Here is a 15,806-nt window from a genome sequence, read left to right on the forward strand (position 1 = left end):
TATTTTATTGACCATTTTAAATTAATCTCTAGACATAAAAATTCTAAGGATATACCAAAATAATAACATTAAAGACGCAAACAAGCCTAAGGCTGCAGGAATGTAATCTTCAACACCATAAGTTTTCATTAAATTAGATGTTTGGTATAAAATAGATCCTCCGGCTAATAAACACATACCTACAGAAAACCATAAGCCTAAGTCAAAACCAAATAAGGAACCTGCAATTATTAATCCAATAGCAATAAAGAAACCAATGGTTAATCCTGTTTTTAGAAATGAAAAATCAGTTTTTGTCATTAGTACGGTTGCAGATAATCCTGTAAATAGGGCTAAGGTTATTATAGAGGCTTGGTAAAGAAGATCTGAGCCCGCAGGTCCCATTAATTCTGTAACAATATATAGCATAGGTACAAAAATTAAAGCTTCAAAAAAGATATAAATTCCGTAAGCTAAATATTGTTTGTTTTTATCTGTTGTACGCATTGCCATACCTTCGGCATAATTGGTTGCTAGCATAAAACCACCTAACATTAATAGCCATTTATAGCCTAGAGTCATAGATAACATAAACTCAACTATAGTTTCACTTTGTAAGAGTAAATACTCAAATAACACAAAGACAAGTACACCTGCGGCAACATGTGAATATGTTTTTTTGTAAAAAGCAACACGATCCACTTCTGAAAGGCTATTGACCATTATTTTTTCGGGGAATTGATTTTCCATTTTAAATTTAAAAATTGATTAGTTTAACTAATGTATGTAATTTCAGTTGTAATTCAAATAAAAAAGCTCTGAGTAATCAGAGCTTTAATTGTGTTTATATGTTTTAAGCTGTTAGTCTCTACCTCCAAACACCTGAAGTGCCCAATATAATAAAGAAGCCAATGCTCCAATAGCAGCCACCAAATATGTTCTTGCAGCCCATTTAAGTGCGTCTTCAGAACCTTTATATTCTTCTGGTGTTACCATGTTTTTATTCTTTAACCATGCTAAAGCTCTATTACTAGCATCATATTCTACAGGTAACGTGATAAAGCTAAATAGTGTTGCAAAGCCCATAAAGACTAATCCAGCAACGGCTACCCAATAACCTAAACCAACTCCTGCTGCAGCTCCTAAAACTAAACCTCCAATAACTAACCATTGCGACATTCCAGACGTAACGCTTACAATTGGTACTAATGCAGAACGCATACCTAAAGCGCTATAAGCTTGTGCATGTTGTACGGCGTGTCCACATTCGTGAGCAGCAACAGCAGCAGAAGCTGCATTTCTTTGGTTGTAAACAGATTCACTTAGGTTTACGGTTTTATTTTTTGGATTGTAATGATCGGTTAATTGTCCTGGTGTAGAAATTACTTCAACATCATAAATTCCATTGTCAGCCAACATTTTTTCTGCAATCTCTCTTCCAGATAAGCCATTTCTTAGTTGTACTTTAGAGTACTTAGCGAATTTACGTTTAAGTTGGCTACTTACTAACCAGCTCACTAAAGCAATAGCACCAATTAATATGTAATATCCTAGCATTCCACTCATAATTTGAAATTTTTAATTCATGTAAATTTACTAAATGAATAGCAAATAGTAAGCCAAATTTGAGTTAAGAAATTTTGTCAGGATTATTTATGACAGTATTAGTTTATACGGCATCAACAGACCAATTGAAAGCTTCGGCTATTTCTTCGTATACAATTCTACCATTTACAATATTTAGACCTTTAGCTAGCATAGGATCCTTTTCACAAGCTTTTTCCCATCCTTGGTTTGCTAGACGCAACACATAAGGTAAGGTTACATTAGTTAATGCTAAAGTTGATGTGTATGGTACAGCACCAGGCATATTAGCGACACAATAATGCACCACATCATCAATAATATAAGTTGGGTCTTCGTGTGTTGTTGCTTTAGTTGTTTCTATACAACCACCTTGATCAACGGCAACATCTACCAAAACTGTACCTGGTCGCATATATTTAAGCATATCTCTAGTAATTAATTTGGGGGCTTTTGCGCCCTTAACTAATATACCGCCAATAATTAAATCGTGATCTTTTATACGCTTTCTAATATTGTATTCGCTCGAGAATTCTGTCACTACATGACTAGGCATTACATCATTCACATAGCGCAACTGTTTCATGTTAATATCCATAATAGTGACATGAGCACCTAAACCAGCAGCCATTTTTGCTGCTTGAATACCAACGATGCCAGCCCCTAAAACTAAGACACGTCCTGGTGGTACACCTGGAACTCCTCCTAATAATACTCCACGTCCTTTAATAGGTTTTTCTAAATATTTTGCCCCTTGTTGTATTGCCATTCTTCCAGCAACTTCAGACATTGGTGTTAATAATGGCAGAGAACCATCTTTGTCTTCAACAGTTTCGTAAGCAATACAAACAGCTTTACTTTTTAACATGGCTTTTGTTAGTGGTTCGCTAGAGGCAAAATGAAAATAAGTAAATACCACATGATACGATTGTATTAAAGGGTACTCTTCAGCAATAGGTTCTTTTACTTTTACAATCATGTCACTAGAGGTGTACACGTCTTCAATAGTATTCAAAACAATGGCACCAGCGTCAATATAGTCTAAGTCTGAAAAACCACTACCCAATCCGGCCGATTTTTGTACGTAAACAACGTGTTTGTTTTTTGTTAATTCAAAAACACCAGCTGGTGTCATTCCAACTCTGTTTTCATTGTTTTTGATTTCTTTTGGGACTCCGATTTTCATTTTTTAATGATTTATAAGATTAATAGCTTTTGAAAATTACTATTATTAAATCTGATGTTCCAAATTTGAATGTGCATTTGAAATCATTTTTACGGAATTATTATTTTGAAGGACTTATTTTGAAATAATCTAAAAATAGTTCTGATTTTCAGAGCGATATGATATGTGTTGAAAGAAAGATAGTTGCGATGGCTTGGTTATGTTGAATAGGTCGCTATACAAAATTTTAGAAATCTATTTCACTCGAACAGGCCAAAGAAATATATAATTTTTAATCTGTTACGTCATTTCGAGTAAATTGTAAGAGACGAGTAAAATGTATTGATAAGCTGTTGTTAATGCTGTGTTTCAAATCCGCTGATAACACGTTCGCTTTCAAAAATAAAAGTTTGATTAAAAAATGAAATATGATATAACCGCCATGAAATAATTTTATTTTGAAGTATAGTCGGCTAAGGATACGTTATTAACTTTATCATTAATAAACTGAATATAAAGATGCTCCACTTGATTGTTCTCTCGGTTAGGTGCTAATCCTAATTCGTATAGCATAATATCTTTATCAGATTTTAAAATCCAACTGGGTTCGCCTAATAAATTTATAACATCTTCTTTCGATTTATCAATTAAAATATGATCATCAATAAGGTCGTCCACCATTTTATGGCGTGTCATTGGGCGAGATTTCCATTGTTCTTCTGTAAATCGATTTTCAAAAAAGAAATGTAAAGACGTGGCAATGACAAACGAAGAAAATAAAATTAAACCTATTTGATTTATTTGATTATTACGATAATCAAAATAATCTTTAAGGCGCTTTCGCTTTTTTAATGGTTCGTTATTTGGCGTATCTAAGTACATAGCATTATTCGTTCGTAAGTTCAGTGTAGCTTAGAAAATAAGTGTCTTCACATGGTGACATAGCATGCGGATAATTTGGAATGAGTAATACACCTTCAGCAGTTAAACTCCATGTTTTGTATGTCCAATAGCTATCGTCAACAAAAGTTTCACACTCTTCGTCTTGGACATCGTTTTCTAAATGTTGGTATTTATCCTTCAATTTCTGAAAAAAATTAACCTTTGGGTATAAGCTTTCAATATCCTTAACAACATCTAAAGTTTTGAGGTTAAAATTATAAGCGACATTACCATGAGAAGGATGTGCTCCGCCACAATAGATGCTGTAATTTTTTAAGTAGCTTATAAATTTATCATTGACGAGATTGATGTGGTATGAAATTTCAAACCAAGAATTACAATCTAAATTGTCTTTGGCATCTTCAAGGTGAATGGCGTCTAAAATAGGATTGAATTTAGCGCGTTGTGCTTTAGTGAAACCATTTCCTAATCTAAATAAGGGCAGTTTTGAATATTTTTCATGAAACCATACTAACTGCTTGTCTTTATATTGAACAATACTATCTTTAATAAAGGTCAGTTTAGGATTTCTAAAGTCTTCTAAAGGCTCTTGTTGTGTTTCGGTTAAGACAACGTTGTACGTTTTATCTTTTAATTTGAAATTACCTTCGAGTTGATTGCCTTTTTTGGTTAATTGAAAAACTTCGTCGGCATCAATAACCGATTCAGGCCTAAAAAAATAGCCATCAATTAACGTGATTTTATCTTTTTTAAAATCACCAGATATTGGAATACTAATGAGTTTAGAATCATAAAAATAATAGCCATCTAATTCGCCGGAAGTGGAGTCTTTTTCATGTGGATAACTCGTGACCTCTAAATGAATAGGATAATTACCAATAGTACCAACATAACTTTGAGACCAACCTATAATTGGCAACAAAGTTATGATGATATATCTTAGAAGTTTACCCAACAATATTTACAATCTTACCAGGCACCACAATCACTTTTTTAGGTGTTCTGCCATCTAATTGTGCTATGGTTTTTTCGTGAGCCATAACGGTTTTTTCAATAGCGTCTTTGCTCATATCCATTGGTAACTCTAACGTAAAACGCATTTTACCATTAAAAGAAATGGGATAGTTTTTACTACTTTCTACTAAATGACTTTTGTCAAAAACAGGGAAAGCTGCCGTAGAAATAGAATCACTATGTCCTAATTTAGACCATAATTCTTCAGCAATATGTGGCGCATAAGGTGAAATTAAAACCAATAACGGTTCTAAAATAGCTTTGCTTGTACACTTCTGAGCGGTTAACTCATTAACGGCAATCATAAAGGTAGATACAGAGGTATTAAACGAGAAGTTCTCAATATCTTCTTGGACTTTTTTTATGGTTTTATGTAAGGTTTTTAAGTTGTCTTTAGTTGGTTCTGCGTCATTTACACCAAACCCACGTTTAACGACTTTTCCAGCAGAATATACATCATCTGTATTTGGATTATGAAGGTAATAATCAGGATTATCTTTGTTTATATCATCGCCTTGATGATATAATTTCCATAGTTTTTTAAGGAAATTATGGACTCCTGTAATACCTGCGGTGTTCCACGGTTTATATTGTTCTAAAGGTCCTAAGAACATTTCGTACAATCTTAGACTGTCTGCTCCGTAATCTGCTACAATTTGGTCTGGATTGACAACGTTGTATTTGGATTTGGACATTTTTTCGACTTCTCTTCCAACTTTGTAAACGCCATCTTCAAGAATAAATTCAGCATCTTTAAAATCTTCACCAAATTCTCCATCCGTTTTTAAACCTTCAATATCTAATTCATCGGAAGCATTTACATATTGTACTTTAACGTGTATTGGAAGTACATTTTTATCTTCAGTTAATCCTTTAGATAAATACTTGTTAGTGTTTTCTTCTCTATATATAAAAGCACTAGTCCCAAGTATCATCCCTTGGTTAATCAACTTTTTAAAAGGTTCTTCAACATTTACAAAACCTCTGTCTTTTAATAATTTCACCCAGAAACGCGAGTAGAGTAGGTGACCAGTTGCATGTTCGCTACCACCAATGTATAAATCGACATTTTCCCAATACTTCAAAGCTTCTTCACTGGCAAACACTCCATCTCTATTGGCAGCCTCTTCCATATAACGGAAGAAATACCAAGAACTCCCTGCCCAACCTGGCATGGTGTTTAATTCTAGTGGGTAGATTCCGTTGTCTTCAGTGGATTCCGCATCAAGTGCGGAATGACAAAGGTCGTTGCTAACTACAGTATTAGTTTTTGTATCCCATGCCCAAACATCGGCACGACCTAACGGTGGTTCGCCTTCTTCTGTTGGTAAATACTTTTCAACTTCTGGTAATTTAATTGGTAAATGCTCAGCCTCTATCATTTGAGGCATACCATTCACATAATAGACTGGGAACGGTTCTCCCCAATAACGCTGACGTGAAAATACAGCATCTCGCAAACGGTAATTGGTTTTACCTTCGCCTTGGCCCATTTGCTCTAATTCGTAAATGGCGCGTTTAGAGGCTTTTTTATAGTTCATGCCATTAAGGAAATCGCTATTGGTAATTTTTACATTGTCTTTAGAGGCGAAAGCTTCTTCAGAAATGTCAACACCTTCAAATATATTTGGAATCGGAATATCAAAATGTTTTGCAAAATCGTAATCACGCTGGTCACCACAAGGCACTGCCATAACTGCACCTGTGCCGTAGCTTGCTAGTACGTAATCTCCAATCCAAATTGGAATAGGTTCTTTAGAAAACGGATGCTCTGCATAAGCTCCTGTAAACACACCAGAAATGGTTTTTACATCGGCCATACGATCGCGTTCGCTTCGTTTTGCTGATTTTTCTATGTAAGCTTCAACTTCAGCTTTTTGTTCTGGTGTTGTAATTTGTGATACTAATTCGTGTTCTGGTGCAAGGGTCATAAACGACACACCAAAAATAGTATCTGGTCTTGTAGTGAAGACGTCTATTTTATGAGAGGTCTCGGCTGCGCTCGACGAGTTAGGAGGAATGACATTGAATGTTACAGAAGCTCCAACCGATTTACCAATCCAGTTTTTCTGAATGTCTTTTAAAGCGTCAGTCCAATCAACTGTATCTAACCCCTGTAATAAACGCTCAGCATACGCCGAAATTCGCATGCTCCATTGCGTCATTTTTTTACGTACCACAGGATGACCTCCACGTTCCGAAACACCATTAACGATTTCGTCATTGGCTAAAACGGTTCCTAGTTCTGGACACCAGTTCACTTCGGTTTCTGCTAAATAGGTTAATCTGTATTTTAAAAGGATTTCTTGCTGTTGCTCTGAGGAATAATTATTCCAGTCTTCCGCAGTGAAAGTAGCAATATCATCATCACAAGCGGCATTTACCGTTGCATTTCCTTCTGCAGCAAATTTTTCAACTAAAGTATCAATATGCTCGGCTTTGTTAGAATCGTTATTGTACCACGATTCAAATAATTGAATGAAAATCCACTGTGTCCATTTGTAATACTCAGGATTTGAGGTACGTACTTCACGACTCCAATCGAAAGAAAAACCAATTTGGTCTAACTGACGACGGTATGTTTTTATATTCGCTTCTGTGGTTACAGCAGGATGTTGACCCGTTTGAATGGCATACTGTTCTGCAGGTAATCCAAAAGAATCATAGCCTTGCGGATGTAACACATTAAAGCCTTGATGACGTTTATAACGTGCATAGATATCACTAGCAATATAACCTAAAGGATGCCCAACATGTAAGCCAGCTCCACTTGGATAAGGAAACATATCCAAAACGTAATATTTTGGTTTATCGCTGCTGTTTGAGGCTTTAAATGTTTCGTTTTTTGCCCAGTAGTCTTGCCACTTTTTCTCTATGTCGTTGAAATTGTATGTCATTGTCTTGTTTTCCTTGTAATAATGGCGCAAATTTAATAATAACCATCTAAACTGCCTATTTTAAAATCAATAGGTATTATAAAAGAAAACGCACCTTACTAAAGTGTAAGATGCATTTTAAAATTTAAGGCTTAATAGCTTAGAATTTATAACCTAAAGAGACTTGAAAGACACTATTTTTAATGTCTGGGTTTTCGGCAACCGTTGAAATACCAAAATTATAACGCGCTTGGACAAACATATTAGAGTTAAGGTTATAACCCAAGCCTACATTAGCTCCAACATCAATACTAGAAGCATCTGTATCTTCATCAGGAAGGTCGCTATCAATATATTCGCCTTTATCGTTTACTAGAAATGAAAATTGTGGACCAACTTCTAAGCTAAAATCTTTTGCTAAATAATATTTTGCCATAATTGGAATGGCTAAATAATCGACTTTTACTTTAATGACATCTTGTACTTCTGATCCTTGTCTTGAGTATAAAAGTTCGGGTTGAAGCGAAAATTTTTCACTCAATGGGATTTCAGAAATAAGACCAACATGAAATCCGAAGAGGCTATTTCTATCTGCATCTCCTCCTGTAAAATTAGAGATGTTAAGTCCTGCTTTGGCACCAAATTGGATGTCTTGAGCATTTGTTTTTTGCATTAACCCTAAAGTTGCAAGTACTACAATGATGTGAATTTTTTTCATAATAATTGATTTTAAAGATAAATTGATTAGTCTAGAACTAGACAATTATTATGCCAACATAAAATAGAAATGACTTAGATTGTAAATGCTTATTGTTTGATATCTTTTTTACACCGTTTACAACACTATAAAAAGTTAGCCGTTGTAATAGTTATCATAAGCAAATTCTTTATTATTTTTACAACTTAAATTCGCATTTATTCATGGCATCATCTTTTGACAAATATCAAAAACGTAAACTCATTTCATCTTACGTCTCTGTAGTGATAAGTATCGCTTTGGTATTGTTTCTTTTAGGCTGTTTAGGGCTTTTAGTGATTAACTCTAAAAAAGTTGCCGATCACTTTAAAGAGCAAGTGGTTATGACCATTTATTTGAATGATACAGCAAAAGAAGTTGAAGTGAATCAGCTAAAAAAGAGTTTAGCGATGGCAGATTATACTAAAGATGCGCTTTATGTGTCTAAAGAAGAAGCTGCCGAATTTATGAAAGCCGAAACCGGTGAAGACTTTATGGATTTTGTGGGTTATAATCCGCTTAAAAATTCAATAGATGTGCATTTAAAAGCCGATTTTGTTACCACAGAACAGCTTACCGAAATTTCCGAAGGCTTATCTAATAAAGCTTTTATTGAAGAGATCAGATACGATAATGATTTGGTAGAGTTAATGAATGATAACGTTAAGAAAATTACATTTTGGGTGTTAATTATTAGTGCATTATTTACATTAATAGCTGTTTTATTAATTAATAGTTCTATTCGTTTAGCAGTGTACTCTAAACGTTTTATTATTAAAACGATGCAAATGGTTGGGGCTACAAAACGTTTTATTCGCAGACCATTTGTATGGAAAAGTGTACAGCTTGGTGTTATTGGAGCGTTAGTTGCTTTAGCAGGAATGGCTGTTGTATTGTATTATTTAGATCTTACATTTCCAGAATTAGAATTATTGAGAAATACCGTATTAATAGGAGCACTTTTTGTTGGAATTTTTCTATTAGGTATTTTAATTACTTGGATTAGTACATTTATTGCTACGCAACGTTTCTTAAACTTGAAAACGGATCAGTTGTATTATTAGTGACGTTTAAATTCAATCTACTTTTCCTTCCTTGATACTATTAATTTTTATAGACCTTTTTTTAGGTATATAAAGGTGAAGGTGTTGTTAAAATGTGTCTTTTTATACTGAAGCATTAGCATATTTTAAAAATAAATTCATTCTGTTTGCGTTAGCTCTTTAAACGATGAGATATGAACAAATCAGTTAGAAAGTTTATAATTGCCGTAGCGGTTGTCATTCTTTTGGTTTTATTGTTTAATTCTTTAGTTATTTATAATCCAAAATCGGCAGAATGTAAGATTGTAACTGCAAAAATTATTGAACTTAGAGCTGGTCCAACTTACGACATTCAGTTTAAAGATTACAATGGAGACACGTATTATATCAATAGAGGAATAGAATCTGGTTTAAATTTAGATTCTCTTAACGTAAAAGTTTTAAATAAAACCGTTACTTTGCACTTACCAAAAATGATTTATGGGCCATCCAAACATATAGCACAACTAGCTATTGATGACCACATAATCTATTCAGAATTTAAGGACTAATGGGAGTACAAAAACGAAAAAACGAATCAAAATCCGAATTTATCTTCGGTAAGAAAAACTATAAATTCTTATTTATAGGTTTAGCTTTTATTGTTGTAGGTTTTATTCTTATGTCTGGTGGTGGAAGTGATGATCCTAATGTTTTTGACGAGTCTATTTATAATTGGAGACGTATTAGGTTAGCACCAACTTTAGTATTAATTGGATTTGGTATTCAAGTTTATGCCATTTTACTAAACCCAAATAAAGGTTCCAAAAAATAACATTCATTTTACTTAATTTTGTGTCGTTTCATTATTCTAAAATGATACTTTTGTCCCATGGAAATTATTGATGCTATTATTTTAGGAATTATCCAAGGGCTTACAGAATTCTTACCTGTATCTTCTAGTGGTCATCTAGAGCTTGGCGAAGCGCTTCTAGGTAGTGAAGCTATTCCACAAGAAAGCTTAATGTTTACCGTAGTTCTTCATTTTGCAACGGCATTAAGTACTATGGTTATTTTTAGAAAAGATATTATTGAAATATTTCAAGGTATATTTAATAGTATTAAAAATTTAGAGTGGAATGAAGAGTCTAAGTTTTCTGTAAAAATTATCATATCAATGATACCAGCCGTTATTATTGGTTATAAATATGAACGCGAATTCGAACAACTTTTTGGTAATAATATATTGCTAGTTGGATCTATGCTTATTGTTACTGCACTATTGCTGTTTTTGGCTGATAGAGCTAAGAAAACACATAAAAAAGTATCTTTATTAGATGGTCTTATAATTGGTGTTGCTCAAGGTATTGCTATGTTACCTGGTATTTCTAGATCAGGCGCAACAATATCAACATCTGTACTTTTGGGAATAGATAAAACTAAGGCGGCACGATTTTCATTTTTAATGGTCGTTCCGCTTATATTTGGTAAAATAGCAAAAGACGTTTTATCTGGCGAATTAACTTATAATAGTACAAGCTTTGGATATTTAAGTGTTGGTTTTATAGCTGCTTTTATTTCTGGTTTATTTGCATGTACTTGGATGATTGCCTTGGTAAAGAAAAGTAAATTAACCTATTTTGCTATTTATTGCGTTGTTGTTGGAATTACGGCAATAATCTGGACTCAAATTTAATGCACACTAAAGACGATTTTTTAAACGGACAAGTCTTATTAATAGACAAACCGTTAACGTGGACCTCTTTTCAAGCCGTAAATAAATTACGTTGGGAGATTCGTCATGCCTTTGATATAAAGAAAATTAAAGTTGGTCATGCAGGTACATTAGATCCATTAGCAACCGGTTTGTTAGTGATTTGTACCGGAAAAATGACTAAGCAAATCAATATTTTTCAAGGTCAGGAAAAGGAGTATACGGGGACTTTTATTTTAGGAAGTACAACCCCTTCTTTTGATTTAGAAACAGAAGTTGATAAATTTTTTCCTACCGAACATATCACAGATGAATTAATTCATAGCACTACGCAACAATTTATAGGACAGATACATCAATTTCCACCAGTGTTTTCAGCTATTAAAAAAGATGGTAAACGTTTGTATGAATTTGCCAGAGCAGGCGAGGAAGTTGAAATAAAATCGAGACAAGTAGAAATTACTGAATTCGAAATCACTAAAATTAATCAATTAGAATTACACTTTAGAGTCGTTTGTAGTAAAGGAACTTACATTAGGTCTTTGGCGCACGACTTTGGAAAAGCCTTAAAATCAGGAGCTCATTTGTCGTCTTTGCGTCGTACTAGAATTGGTGATTTTAAAGTTGATGATGCCTTAACTCCCGAAGCATTTATAGCTAATTTACCTTCTAAATAAGAATTTTACATCGGTTTTTAAACTATTTCTACGTTATATTCGTATATAGTTATACACCTAAAAATCTTTTTTTTTCTGAAATTAATTGAACAACATAAAGCATTAATCATTACTGTTCTTATCGCAGGAATAATAGTCTTTGGCTTGTTTAGTATTCAAATAAGACAACACAAAGATTTAATTACCGAAAGCTATTATCTGCTTGAGCCAGAACCTGAAAAACCTGAAGAAGAACTTCAAAAATTAGAAGATTTAAATGCAGAGTCTACCAATAAAGCATTTAACGAAGACCAAGAGTACAAAGAGATGATGCGTAATTTTAGAACTGTTGACGCCAATGATTTTGAACGTACGACGAAAGCGATAGAAGCAGCTAAAACAAGTGAGGCACAACAAGAAGAACAAGAAGAAACGAGTCTCAATTCTTCTTACACTAATGGTAATGCCTATGCTTTAAATTCAAATGAAACAGAGTCTTATAAAAGACTTCAAGAGGAATTAAGTCAGCGACTAAAAAATAAAAAGCTAGCAGACGAACATGCCAAAAATAAAGGGACACTTACATATTCTTTAAAAGGTAGAACTTTAGTGAATTACGAAATACCACGATATCTATGTGAAATTGGCGGAAAAATCATCGTAAATATTACAGTAAACAAAACCGGAGATGTAATTGAAGCCTATGTTAATGGATCGTCAAACTCTAATAATAAATGCTTAATTGACCATGCTATTGCTTATGCAGAATCTGTACAATTTGATAGCTCAAACCGAACAGACCAAATAGGTACAATTACATTTTTGTTTAAAGGAAAAACCTCCTTTTAAATTAAAGATTGTTTATCCTAGCAGATGTATTAAATCTTCAATTGTAGACTGTCCTTTGTCTTTATTGTACCAACGTTGTAAATCTTCTTTAAATTCAGGCGTTAACATACCATGTTCAGCTTTATAGGCCTGTACTAAATTTGTAGCTACAGTTGGTCGTGGACCAAACGTGTTTAAAACAGTATTTGTTTCAGAATCTAGCATAATTAACTTTGGGATGGCTTTTCCGCCATTGGTTAAAAACTGATTCATTAATGCTTCGTTTTCGTCTCTAAGCACCACTTTATATTCAATATTTTCACTCAATTCAGCGACCTTATTAATAATTGGCATAATGTGAGCGGCATCTCCACACCAACTCTCTGAAATAACCAACCAGGTTACTTTTTTGTCAAAGTTTTTAAGCTTAGATTTGATATCTTCAGAAACTTTAGCTGTTTTATCCCAACGTCTCATTCGTCTATCGTTAAGCTGAGTGTATTCTACTAAATTTTCAGATTTATCGACTCCTGTGGTTGATTTTTCTTCAACTAATTTTATAACTAAATTTCTATATTCAGCATAAGTCATACTGTTTTTTAGACTTTCTGAAATGATACTATTTATTGTAAGTGTGTCTGTTTCCATAGAACAAAAATAAGATTCTATTACATTTTTTATGCAACTGTTGTTACATTAGTAGTGTTAAAAATAATTCCTTACAAATGAGTAAAAATAGATGTGGTTGGTGTGTTGGTAGTGATTTGTATGAAGCGTATCATGATGAAGAATGGGGAGTTCCTGTTTATGATGATGCTACTTTATTTGAATTTTTAATATTAGAAACTTTTCAGGCGGGTTTAAGTTGGATTACTATTTTAAAAAAGCGAGACAATTTTAGAAAAGCGTTTGATAATTTTGATTATAAAAAAATCGCCACATACAAACCTTCAAAAATTGAAGATTTGTTACAAGATGCTGGTATTGTTAGAAATAAATTAAAAGTAAATGCTACGATAACTAATGCGCAGGCCTTTATAAAAGTACAAGAGGAGTTTGGATCGTTTTCTCAATATATATGGAATTTTGTTGATGGTAAACCTATAAAAAACAGGCTTGAAAATTATAAAAACGCTCCAGCAAATACTCCATTGAGTGATGCTATAAGCAAAGATCTAAAAAGGCGTGGTTTTAAATTTGTAGGTTCAACCGTTATTTATGCACACATGCAAGCTACTGGAATGGTGAACGATCATGAAGTCTCTTGTTTTAGATACCACGAGGTTGAAGGTAGCTTATAAAATCTGCTCTAGATATGTTTATAGCACCCAAACTTTCCAAATGTTTGGTATGAAGTTGGCAATCTATTAGTCTATAATTGCTGTTTTTTATAAATGTGATAAAACCAACCTTACTCGCATTACTTACTTTGGCAAACATACTTTCACCGCAAAAAACATCATCATTAATTGCAATACCATATAAGCCGCCAACAAGTTCTTCGTTTTGCCAAACTTCAATAGATTTAGCATAACCAAGTTGGTGCAATTTGAAGTAGGCTTCTATCATTTCGTCCGTAATCCATGTACCATGTTGCTCTGGACGTTTGGCTTGAGCACAATTTTCTATAACAGCTTTAAATGCTTGGTTTGTTGTGACTTTAAATAGGTCCTTTTTTAAAATTTGTTTCATGCTTTTAGACACTTTTAAATCTTCAGGAAACAAAACAAAGCGAGGGTCTGGTGACCACCAAAGAATTGGTTCTGCAGTGTCAAACCACGGAAAGATGCCATTGTTGTAAGCCTGTAGCAAACGTGCTGTAGACAAGTCGCCTCCAATGGCTAAAAGACCATCGGCAGAAGCTTCAGTTACATTTGGGAATTCTATTTTATTAGTTAGAAAGTGCATAGCATTTTGCTATTAGATAAAGGTGTTAATATTGAATGATAACTAGGACTTTTTAATTTACGTATTAAATAGAAAAAGACCTGTTTTAAAATTAAAACAAGTCTTTATATATCAGTTTACAGTTTCCTTTTTAGAAAGGTAAATCGTCGTTATCACCTTCGTTTAAGTTATTAACTGGCTCAAAAGCTTCAGTTGGTGGTACAGGTGGCATATCACCGCTTGCAGCTTGTGCTTGTACAGCTTCAATTCTCCAACCTTGAATAGAGTTAAAGTATTTAGTTTCACCTTGTGGGTTTACCCATTCTCTTCCTCTTAGGTTAATATTTATTTTAACCTGCTGACCAACTTGGTAGCTGTTTAACAAATCTGTTTTGTCTTGAACAAACTCTACCATAATATGTTGTGGGTATTGTTCCTCTGTAGTCACTACAATCTCTCTTTTTCTAAACCCATTACTACCAAAAGTTTGAGTCTCTCCTACCATTTTAATACGTCCTTGTACTTCCATTTTCGCTTAATCTATAATTTATTTTATACTTATTTTTTTCAGGCTACGAAAGTAATAACTTCCAAGCACTTTTTACGTCTCCATAGCTCAAATAATTTCGAGCTAATTTATGTTTTTCTCTATGTGATGCGGTTTTAATGTCTGGATAACGTTCACTAATATTTTCAACAAATTGATTAACGTCATCTTTAGTAGGTAGGGCATCAACGTTGCCTAACATTCCAAGGTTATTTCCTGTTAAAATCATGCTGTTTCTAACATGTTCTGGCATATTATCTACACCAATTCCTTTTGTTGCTAATGGTTTAGGGATTTCAAAAAAACCTTTTTTAGCTCTGCTATAATAGCTTCCGCCTGCTCTAGCAACTAAGTCTAAAGCTTCTTGGTTTATCGTTTTGTCATCATTTAAAACCTCTTCTGAAATATGAAGTTTTACCACTTCGCAAATCACTAAATTTCCAGCTCCTCCTTCAGTACCTAAATGTACAATATCATTGACTTTACATTCTAGTTGTATAGGTGATTCTGCTACTCTAAATGGTTTTACTTTATCCGAAGGTAACATGGTTAATCCTGCTTTTTCAAACTCGTTAACTCCTTCAGGGTACTCTGTACTCGATAAAGACGCTTGATGTACCATATCGTAATTTACCACATTTATAACCACTTCTTTGGTAATTTCAACATTTTCTAATGTGTGTTTGGTGGTATTGTCTCTAACGCGCCTTGCTGGTGAAAAAATAAGTATAGGAGGATTAGCACTAAAGACATTAAAAAAACTAAAAGGCGATAAATTAGGATTGCCTTTTGCGTCTATTGTACTCGCAAAGGCGATGGGCCTTGGAGCAACGGCGCTTAATAAATAACCGTGTAAAATGCCTGTTGTAAGATCCTGTGGATTGAATGATACCAT

The 15,806-nt window shown here is 33.7% G+C and carries 18 protein-coding genes; 7 read left to right on the top strand and 11 right to left on the bottom strand.

Going from position 1 to position 15,806, the window contains the following annotated elements; translation table 11 throughout:
* Positions 1-21: 21 nt before the first annotated feature.
* The 7 genes from KO504_RS10980 to KO504_RS11010 all read right to left on the bottom strand — a co-directional run bounded on the left by KO504_RS10980 (position 22) and on the right by KO504_RS11010 (position 8,239).
* On the bottom strand, positions 22-729 hold the full coding sequence (locus KO504_RS10980) for a Bax inhibitor-1/YccA family protein (protein WP_215926820.1): 708 nt from the start codon (positions 727-729) through the stop codon (positions 22-24).
* Positions 730-840: 111 nt separating this feature from the next.
* Positions 841-1,536, bottom strand: a complete 696-nt coding sequence (locus KO504_RS10985; RefSeq protein ID WP_215927421.1) for a zinc metallopeptidase — start codon at positions 1,534-1,536, stop codon at positions 841-843.
* A gap of 112 nt (positions 1,537-1,648) precedes the next feature.
* On the bottom strand, positions 1,649-2,749 hold the full coding sequence (gene ald, locus KO504_RS10990) for an alanine dehydrogenase (protein ID WP_215926821.1): 1,101 nt from the start codon (positions 2,747-2,749) through the stop codon (positions 1,649-1,651).
* A gap of 432 nt (positions 2,750-3,181) precedes the next feature.
* Positions 3,182-3,610 (bottom strand): hypothetical protein, encoded by a 429-nt coding sequence (locus KO504_RS10995; protein WP_215926823.1) that lies wholly within the window; start codon positions 3,608-3,610, stop codon positions 3,182-3,184.
* A 4-nt stretch (positions 3,611-3,614) separates the two neighbouring features.
* Entirely contained in the window at positions 3,615-4,586 is a 972-nt protein-coding gene (locus KO504_RS11000) for a DUF4163 domain-containing protein (RefSeq protein ID WP_215926825.1), read from the bottom strand.
* A complete protein-coding gene (leuS, locus tag KO504_RS11005) occupies positions 4,579-7,542 on the bottom strand; it encodes a leucine--tRNA ligase (RefSeq protein WP_215926827.1) in 2,964 nt (987 codons plus the stop codon). The genes KO504_RS11000 and leuS overlap by 8 nt, the downstream gene beginning before the upstream one ends.
* Positions 7,543-7,681: 139 nt before the next feature.
* Complete coding sequence (locus KO504_RS11010) at positions 7,682-8,239, bottom strand: porin family protein (protein ID WP_215926828.1); 558 nt, start codon at positions 8,237-8,239, stop codon at positions 7,682-7,684.
* 203 nt (positions 8,240-8,442) lie between these two features.
* Between KO504_RS11010 and KO504_RS11015 the strand changes: the two genes are divergently transcribed.
* The 6 genes from KO504_RS11015 to KO504_RS11040 all read left to right on the top strand — a co-directional run bounded on the left by KO504_RS11015 (position 8,443) and on the right by KO504_RS11040 (position 12,498).
* Entirely contained in the window at positions 8,443-9,321 is an 879-nt protein-coding gene (locus KO504_RS11015) for a cell division protein FtsX (RefSeq protein ID WP_215926830.1), read from the top strand.
* Between the two features lie 173 nt (positions 9,322-9,494).
* The gene (locus tag KO504_RS11020; protein ID WP_215926832.1) at positions 9,495-9,851 is read left to right on the top strand and encodes a hypothetical protein; all 357 of its coding nucleotides are present in this window, start codon (positions 9,495-9,497) and stop codon (positions 9,849-9,851) included.
* On the top strand, positions 9,851-10,114 hold the full coding sequence (locus KO504_RS11025) for a DUF3098 domain-containing protein (RefSeq protein WP_215926834.1): 264 nt from the start codon (positions 9,851-9,853) through the stop codon (positions 10,112-10,114). The genes KO504_RS11020 and KO504_RS11025 overlap by 1 nt, the downstream gene beginning before the upstream one ends.
* Before the next feature lie 57 nt (positions 10,115-10,171).
* A complete protein-coding gene (locus KO504_RS11030) occupies positions 10,172-10,975 on the top strand; it encodes an undecaprenyl-diphosphate phosphatase (protein WP_215926836.1) in 804 nt (267 codons plus the stop codon).
* Positions 10,975-11,670 carry a tRNA pseudouridine(55) synthase TruB gene (gene truB / locus KO504_RS11035; RefSeq protein ID WP_215926838.1) on the top strand — a complete coding sequence of 232 codons (696 nt, stop codon included), beginning with the start codon at positions 10,975-10,977 and terminating at the stop codon, positions 11,668-11,670. The genes KO504_RS11030 and truB overlap by 1 nt, the downstream gene beginning before the upstream one ends.
* Positions 11,671-11,814: 144 nt before the next feature.
* Positions 11,815-12,498, top strand: a complete 684-nt coding sequence (locus KO504_RS11040) for a hypothetical protein (RefSeq protein ID WP_215926840.1) — start codon at positions 11,815-11,817, stop codon at positions 12,496-12,498.
* Between the two features lie 12 nt (positions 12,499-12,510).
* Here KO504_RS11040 and KO504_RS11045 read toward each other — a convergent pair whose 3' ends face one another.
* Positions 12,511-13,125: a thioredoxin family protein gene (locus KO504_RS11045; RefSeq protein ID WP_215926842.1), complete on the bottom strand. Its 615-nt coding sequence runs from the start codon at positions 13,123-13,125 to the stop codon at positions 12,511-12,513.
* A gap of 77 nt (positions 13,126-13,202) precedes the next feature.
* On the opposite strand from KO504_RS11045, the gene KO504_RS11050 reads away from it, so the two are divergent.
* Positions 13,203-13,778 (top strand): DNA-3-methyladenine glycosylase I, encoded by a 576-nt coding sequence (locus KO504_RS11050; protein ID WP_215926844.1) that lies wholly within the window; start codon positions 13,203-13,205, stop codon positions 13,776-13,778.
* Here KO504_RS11050 and aat read toward each other — a convergent pair.
* The 3 genes from aat to KO504_RS11065 form a co-directional block, all read right to left on the bottom strand.
* Positions 13,747-14,385 (bottom strand): leucyl/phenylalanyl-tRNA--protein transferase, encoded by a 639-nt coding sequence (gene aat, locus KO504_RS11055; RefSeq protein ID WP_215926846.1) that lies wholly within the window; start codon positions 14,383-14,385, stop codon positions 13,747-13,749. The two genes, KO504_RS11050 and aat, sit on opposite strands and share 32 nt — an antisense overlap.
* 130 nt (positions 14,386-14,515) lie before the next feature.
* On the bottom strand, positions 14,516-14,893 hold the full coding sequence (locus KO504_RS11060) for a DUF3127 domain-containing protein (protein WP_215926848.1): 378 nt from the start codon (positions 14,891-14,893) through the stop codon (positions 14,516-14,518).
* 43 nt (positions 14,894-14,936) lie between these two features.
* Positions 14,937-15,806 (bottom strand): flavin reductase family protein, encoded by an 870-nt coding sequence (locus KO504_RS11065; RefSeq protein ID WP_215926850.1) that lies wholly within the window; start codon positions 15,804-15,806, stop codon positions 14,937-14,939.

This window comes from Winogradskyella psychrotolerans (genome assembly GCF_018860565.1).
Classification (GTDB): Bacteria; Bacteroidota; Bacteroidia; order Flavobacteriales; family Flavobacteriaceae; genus Winogradskyella; species Winogradskyella damuponensis.

Excerpts from the sequence above, each read along its gene's own strand:
- KO504_RS10980 (WP_215926820.1), bottom strand. The coding sequence starts at position 729 with ATGGAAAATCAATTCCCCGAAAAAATAATGGTCAATAGCCTTTCAGAA.
- KO504_RS10985 (WP_215927421.1), bottom strand. The coding sequence starts at position 1,536 with ATGCTAGGATATTACATATTAATTGGTGCTATTGCTTTAGTGAGCTGG.
- ald (WP_215926821.1), bottom strand. The coding sequence starts at position 2,749 with ATGAAAATCGGAGTCCCAAAAGAAATCAAAAACAATGAAAACAGAGTT.
- KO504_RS10995 (WP_215926823.1), bottom strand. The coding sequence starts at position 3,610 with ATGTACTTAGATACGCCAAATAACGAACCATTAAAAAAGCGAAAGCGC.
- leuS (WP_215926827.1), bottom strand. The coding sequence starts at position 7,542 with ATGACATACAATTTCAACGACATAGAGAAAAAGTGGCAAGACTACTGG.
- KO504_RS11010 (WP_215926828.1), bottom strand. The coding sequence starts at position 8,239 with ATGAAAAAAATTCACATCATTGTAGTACTTGCAACTTTAGGGTTAATG.
- KO504_RS11015 (WP_215926830.1), top strand. The coding sequence starts at position 8,443 with ATGGCATCATCTTTTGACAAATATCAAAAACGTAAACTCATTTCATCT.
- KO504_RS11020 (WP_215926832.1), top strand. The coding sequence starts at position 9,495 with ATGAACAAATCAGTTAGAAAGTTTATAATTGCCGTAGCGGTTGTCATT.
- KO504_RS11025 (WP_215926834.1), top strand. The coding sequence starts at position 9,851 with ATGGGAGTACAAAAACGAAAAAACGAATCAAAATCCGAATTTATCTTC.
- KO504_RS11030 (WP_215926836.1), top strand. The coding sequence starts at position 10,172 with ATGGAAATTATTGATGCTATTATTTTAGGAATTATCCAAGGGCTTACA.
- truB (WP_215926838.1), top strand. The coding sequence starts at position 10,975 with ATGCACACTAAAGACGATTTTTTAAACGGACAAGTCTTATTAATAGAC.
- KO504_RS11045 (WP_215926842.1), bottom strand. The coding sequence starts at position 13,125 with ATGGAAACAGACACACTTACAATAAATAGTATCATTTCAGAAAGTCTA.
- KO504_RS11050 (WP_215926844.1), top strand. The coding sequence starts at position 13,203 with ATGAGTAAAAATAGATGTGGTTGGTGTGTTGGTAGTGATTTGTATGAA.
- aat (WP_215926846.1), bottom strand. The coding sequence starts at position 14,385 with ATGCACTTTCTAACTAATAAAATAGAATTCCCAAATGTAACTGAAGCT.
- KO504_RS11060 (WP_215926848.1), bottom strand. The coding sequence starts at position 14,893 with ATGGAAGTACAAGGACGTATTAAAATGGTAGGAGAGACTCAAACTTTT.
- KO504_RS11065 (WP_215926850.1), bottom strand. The coding sequence starts at position 15,806 with ATGGTATCATTCAATCCACAGGATCTTACAACAGGCATTTTACACGGT.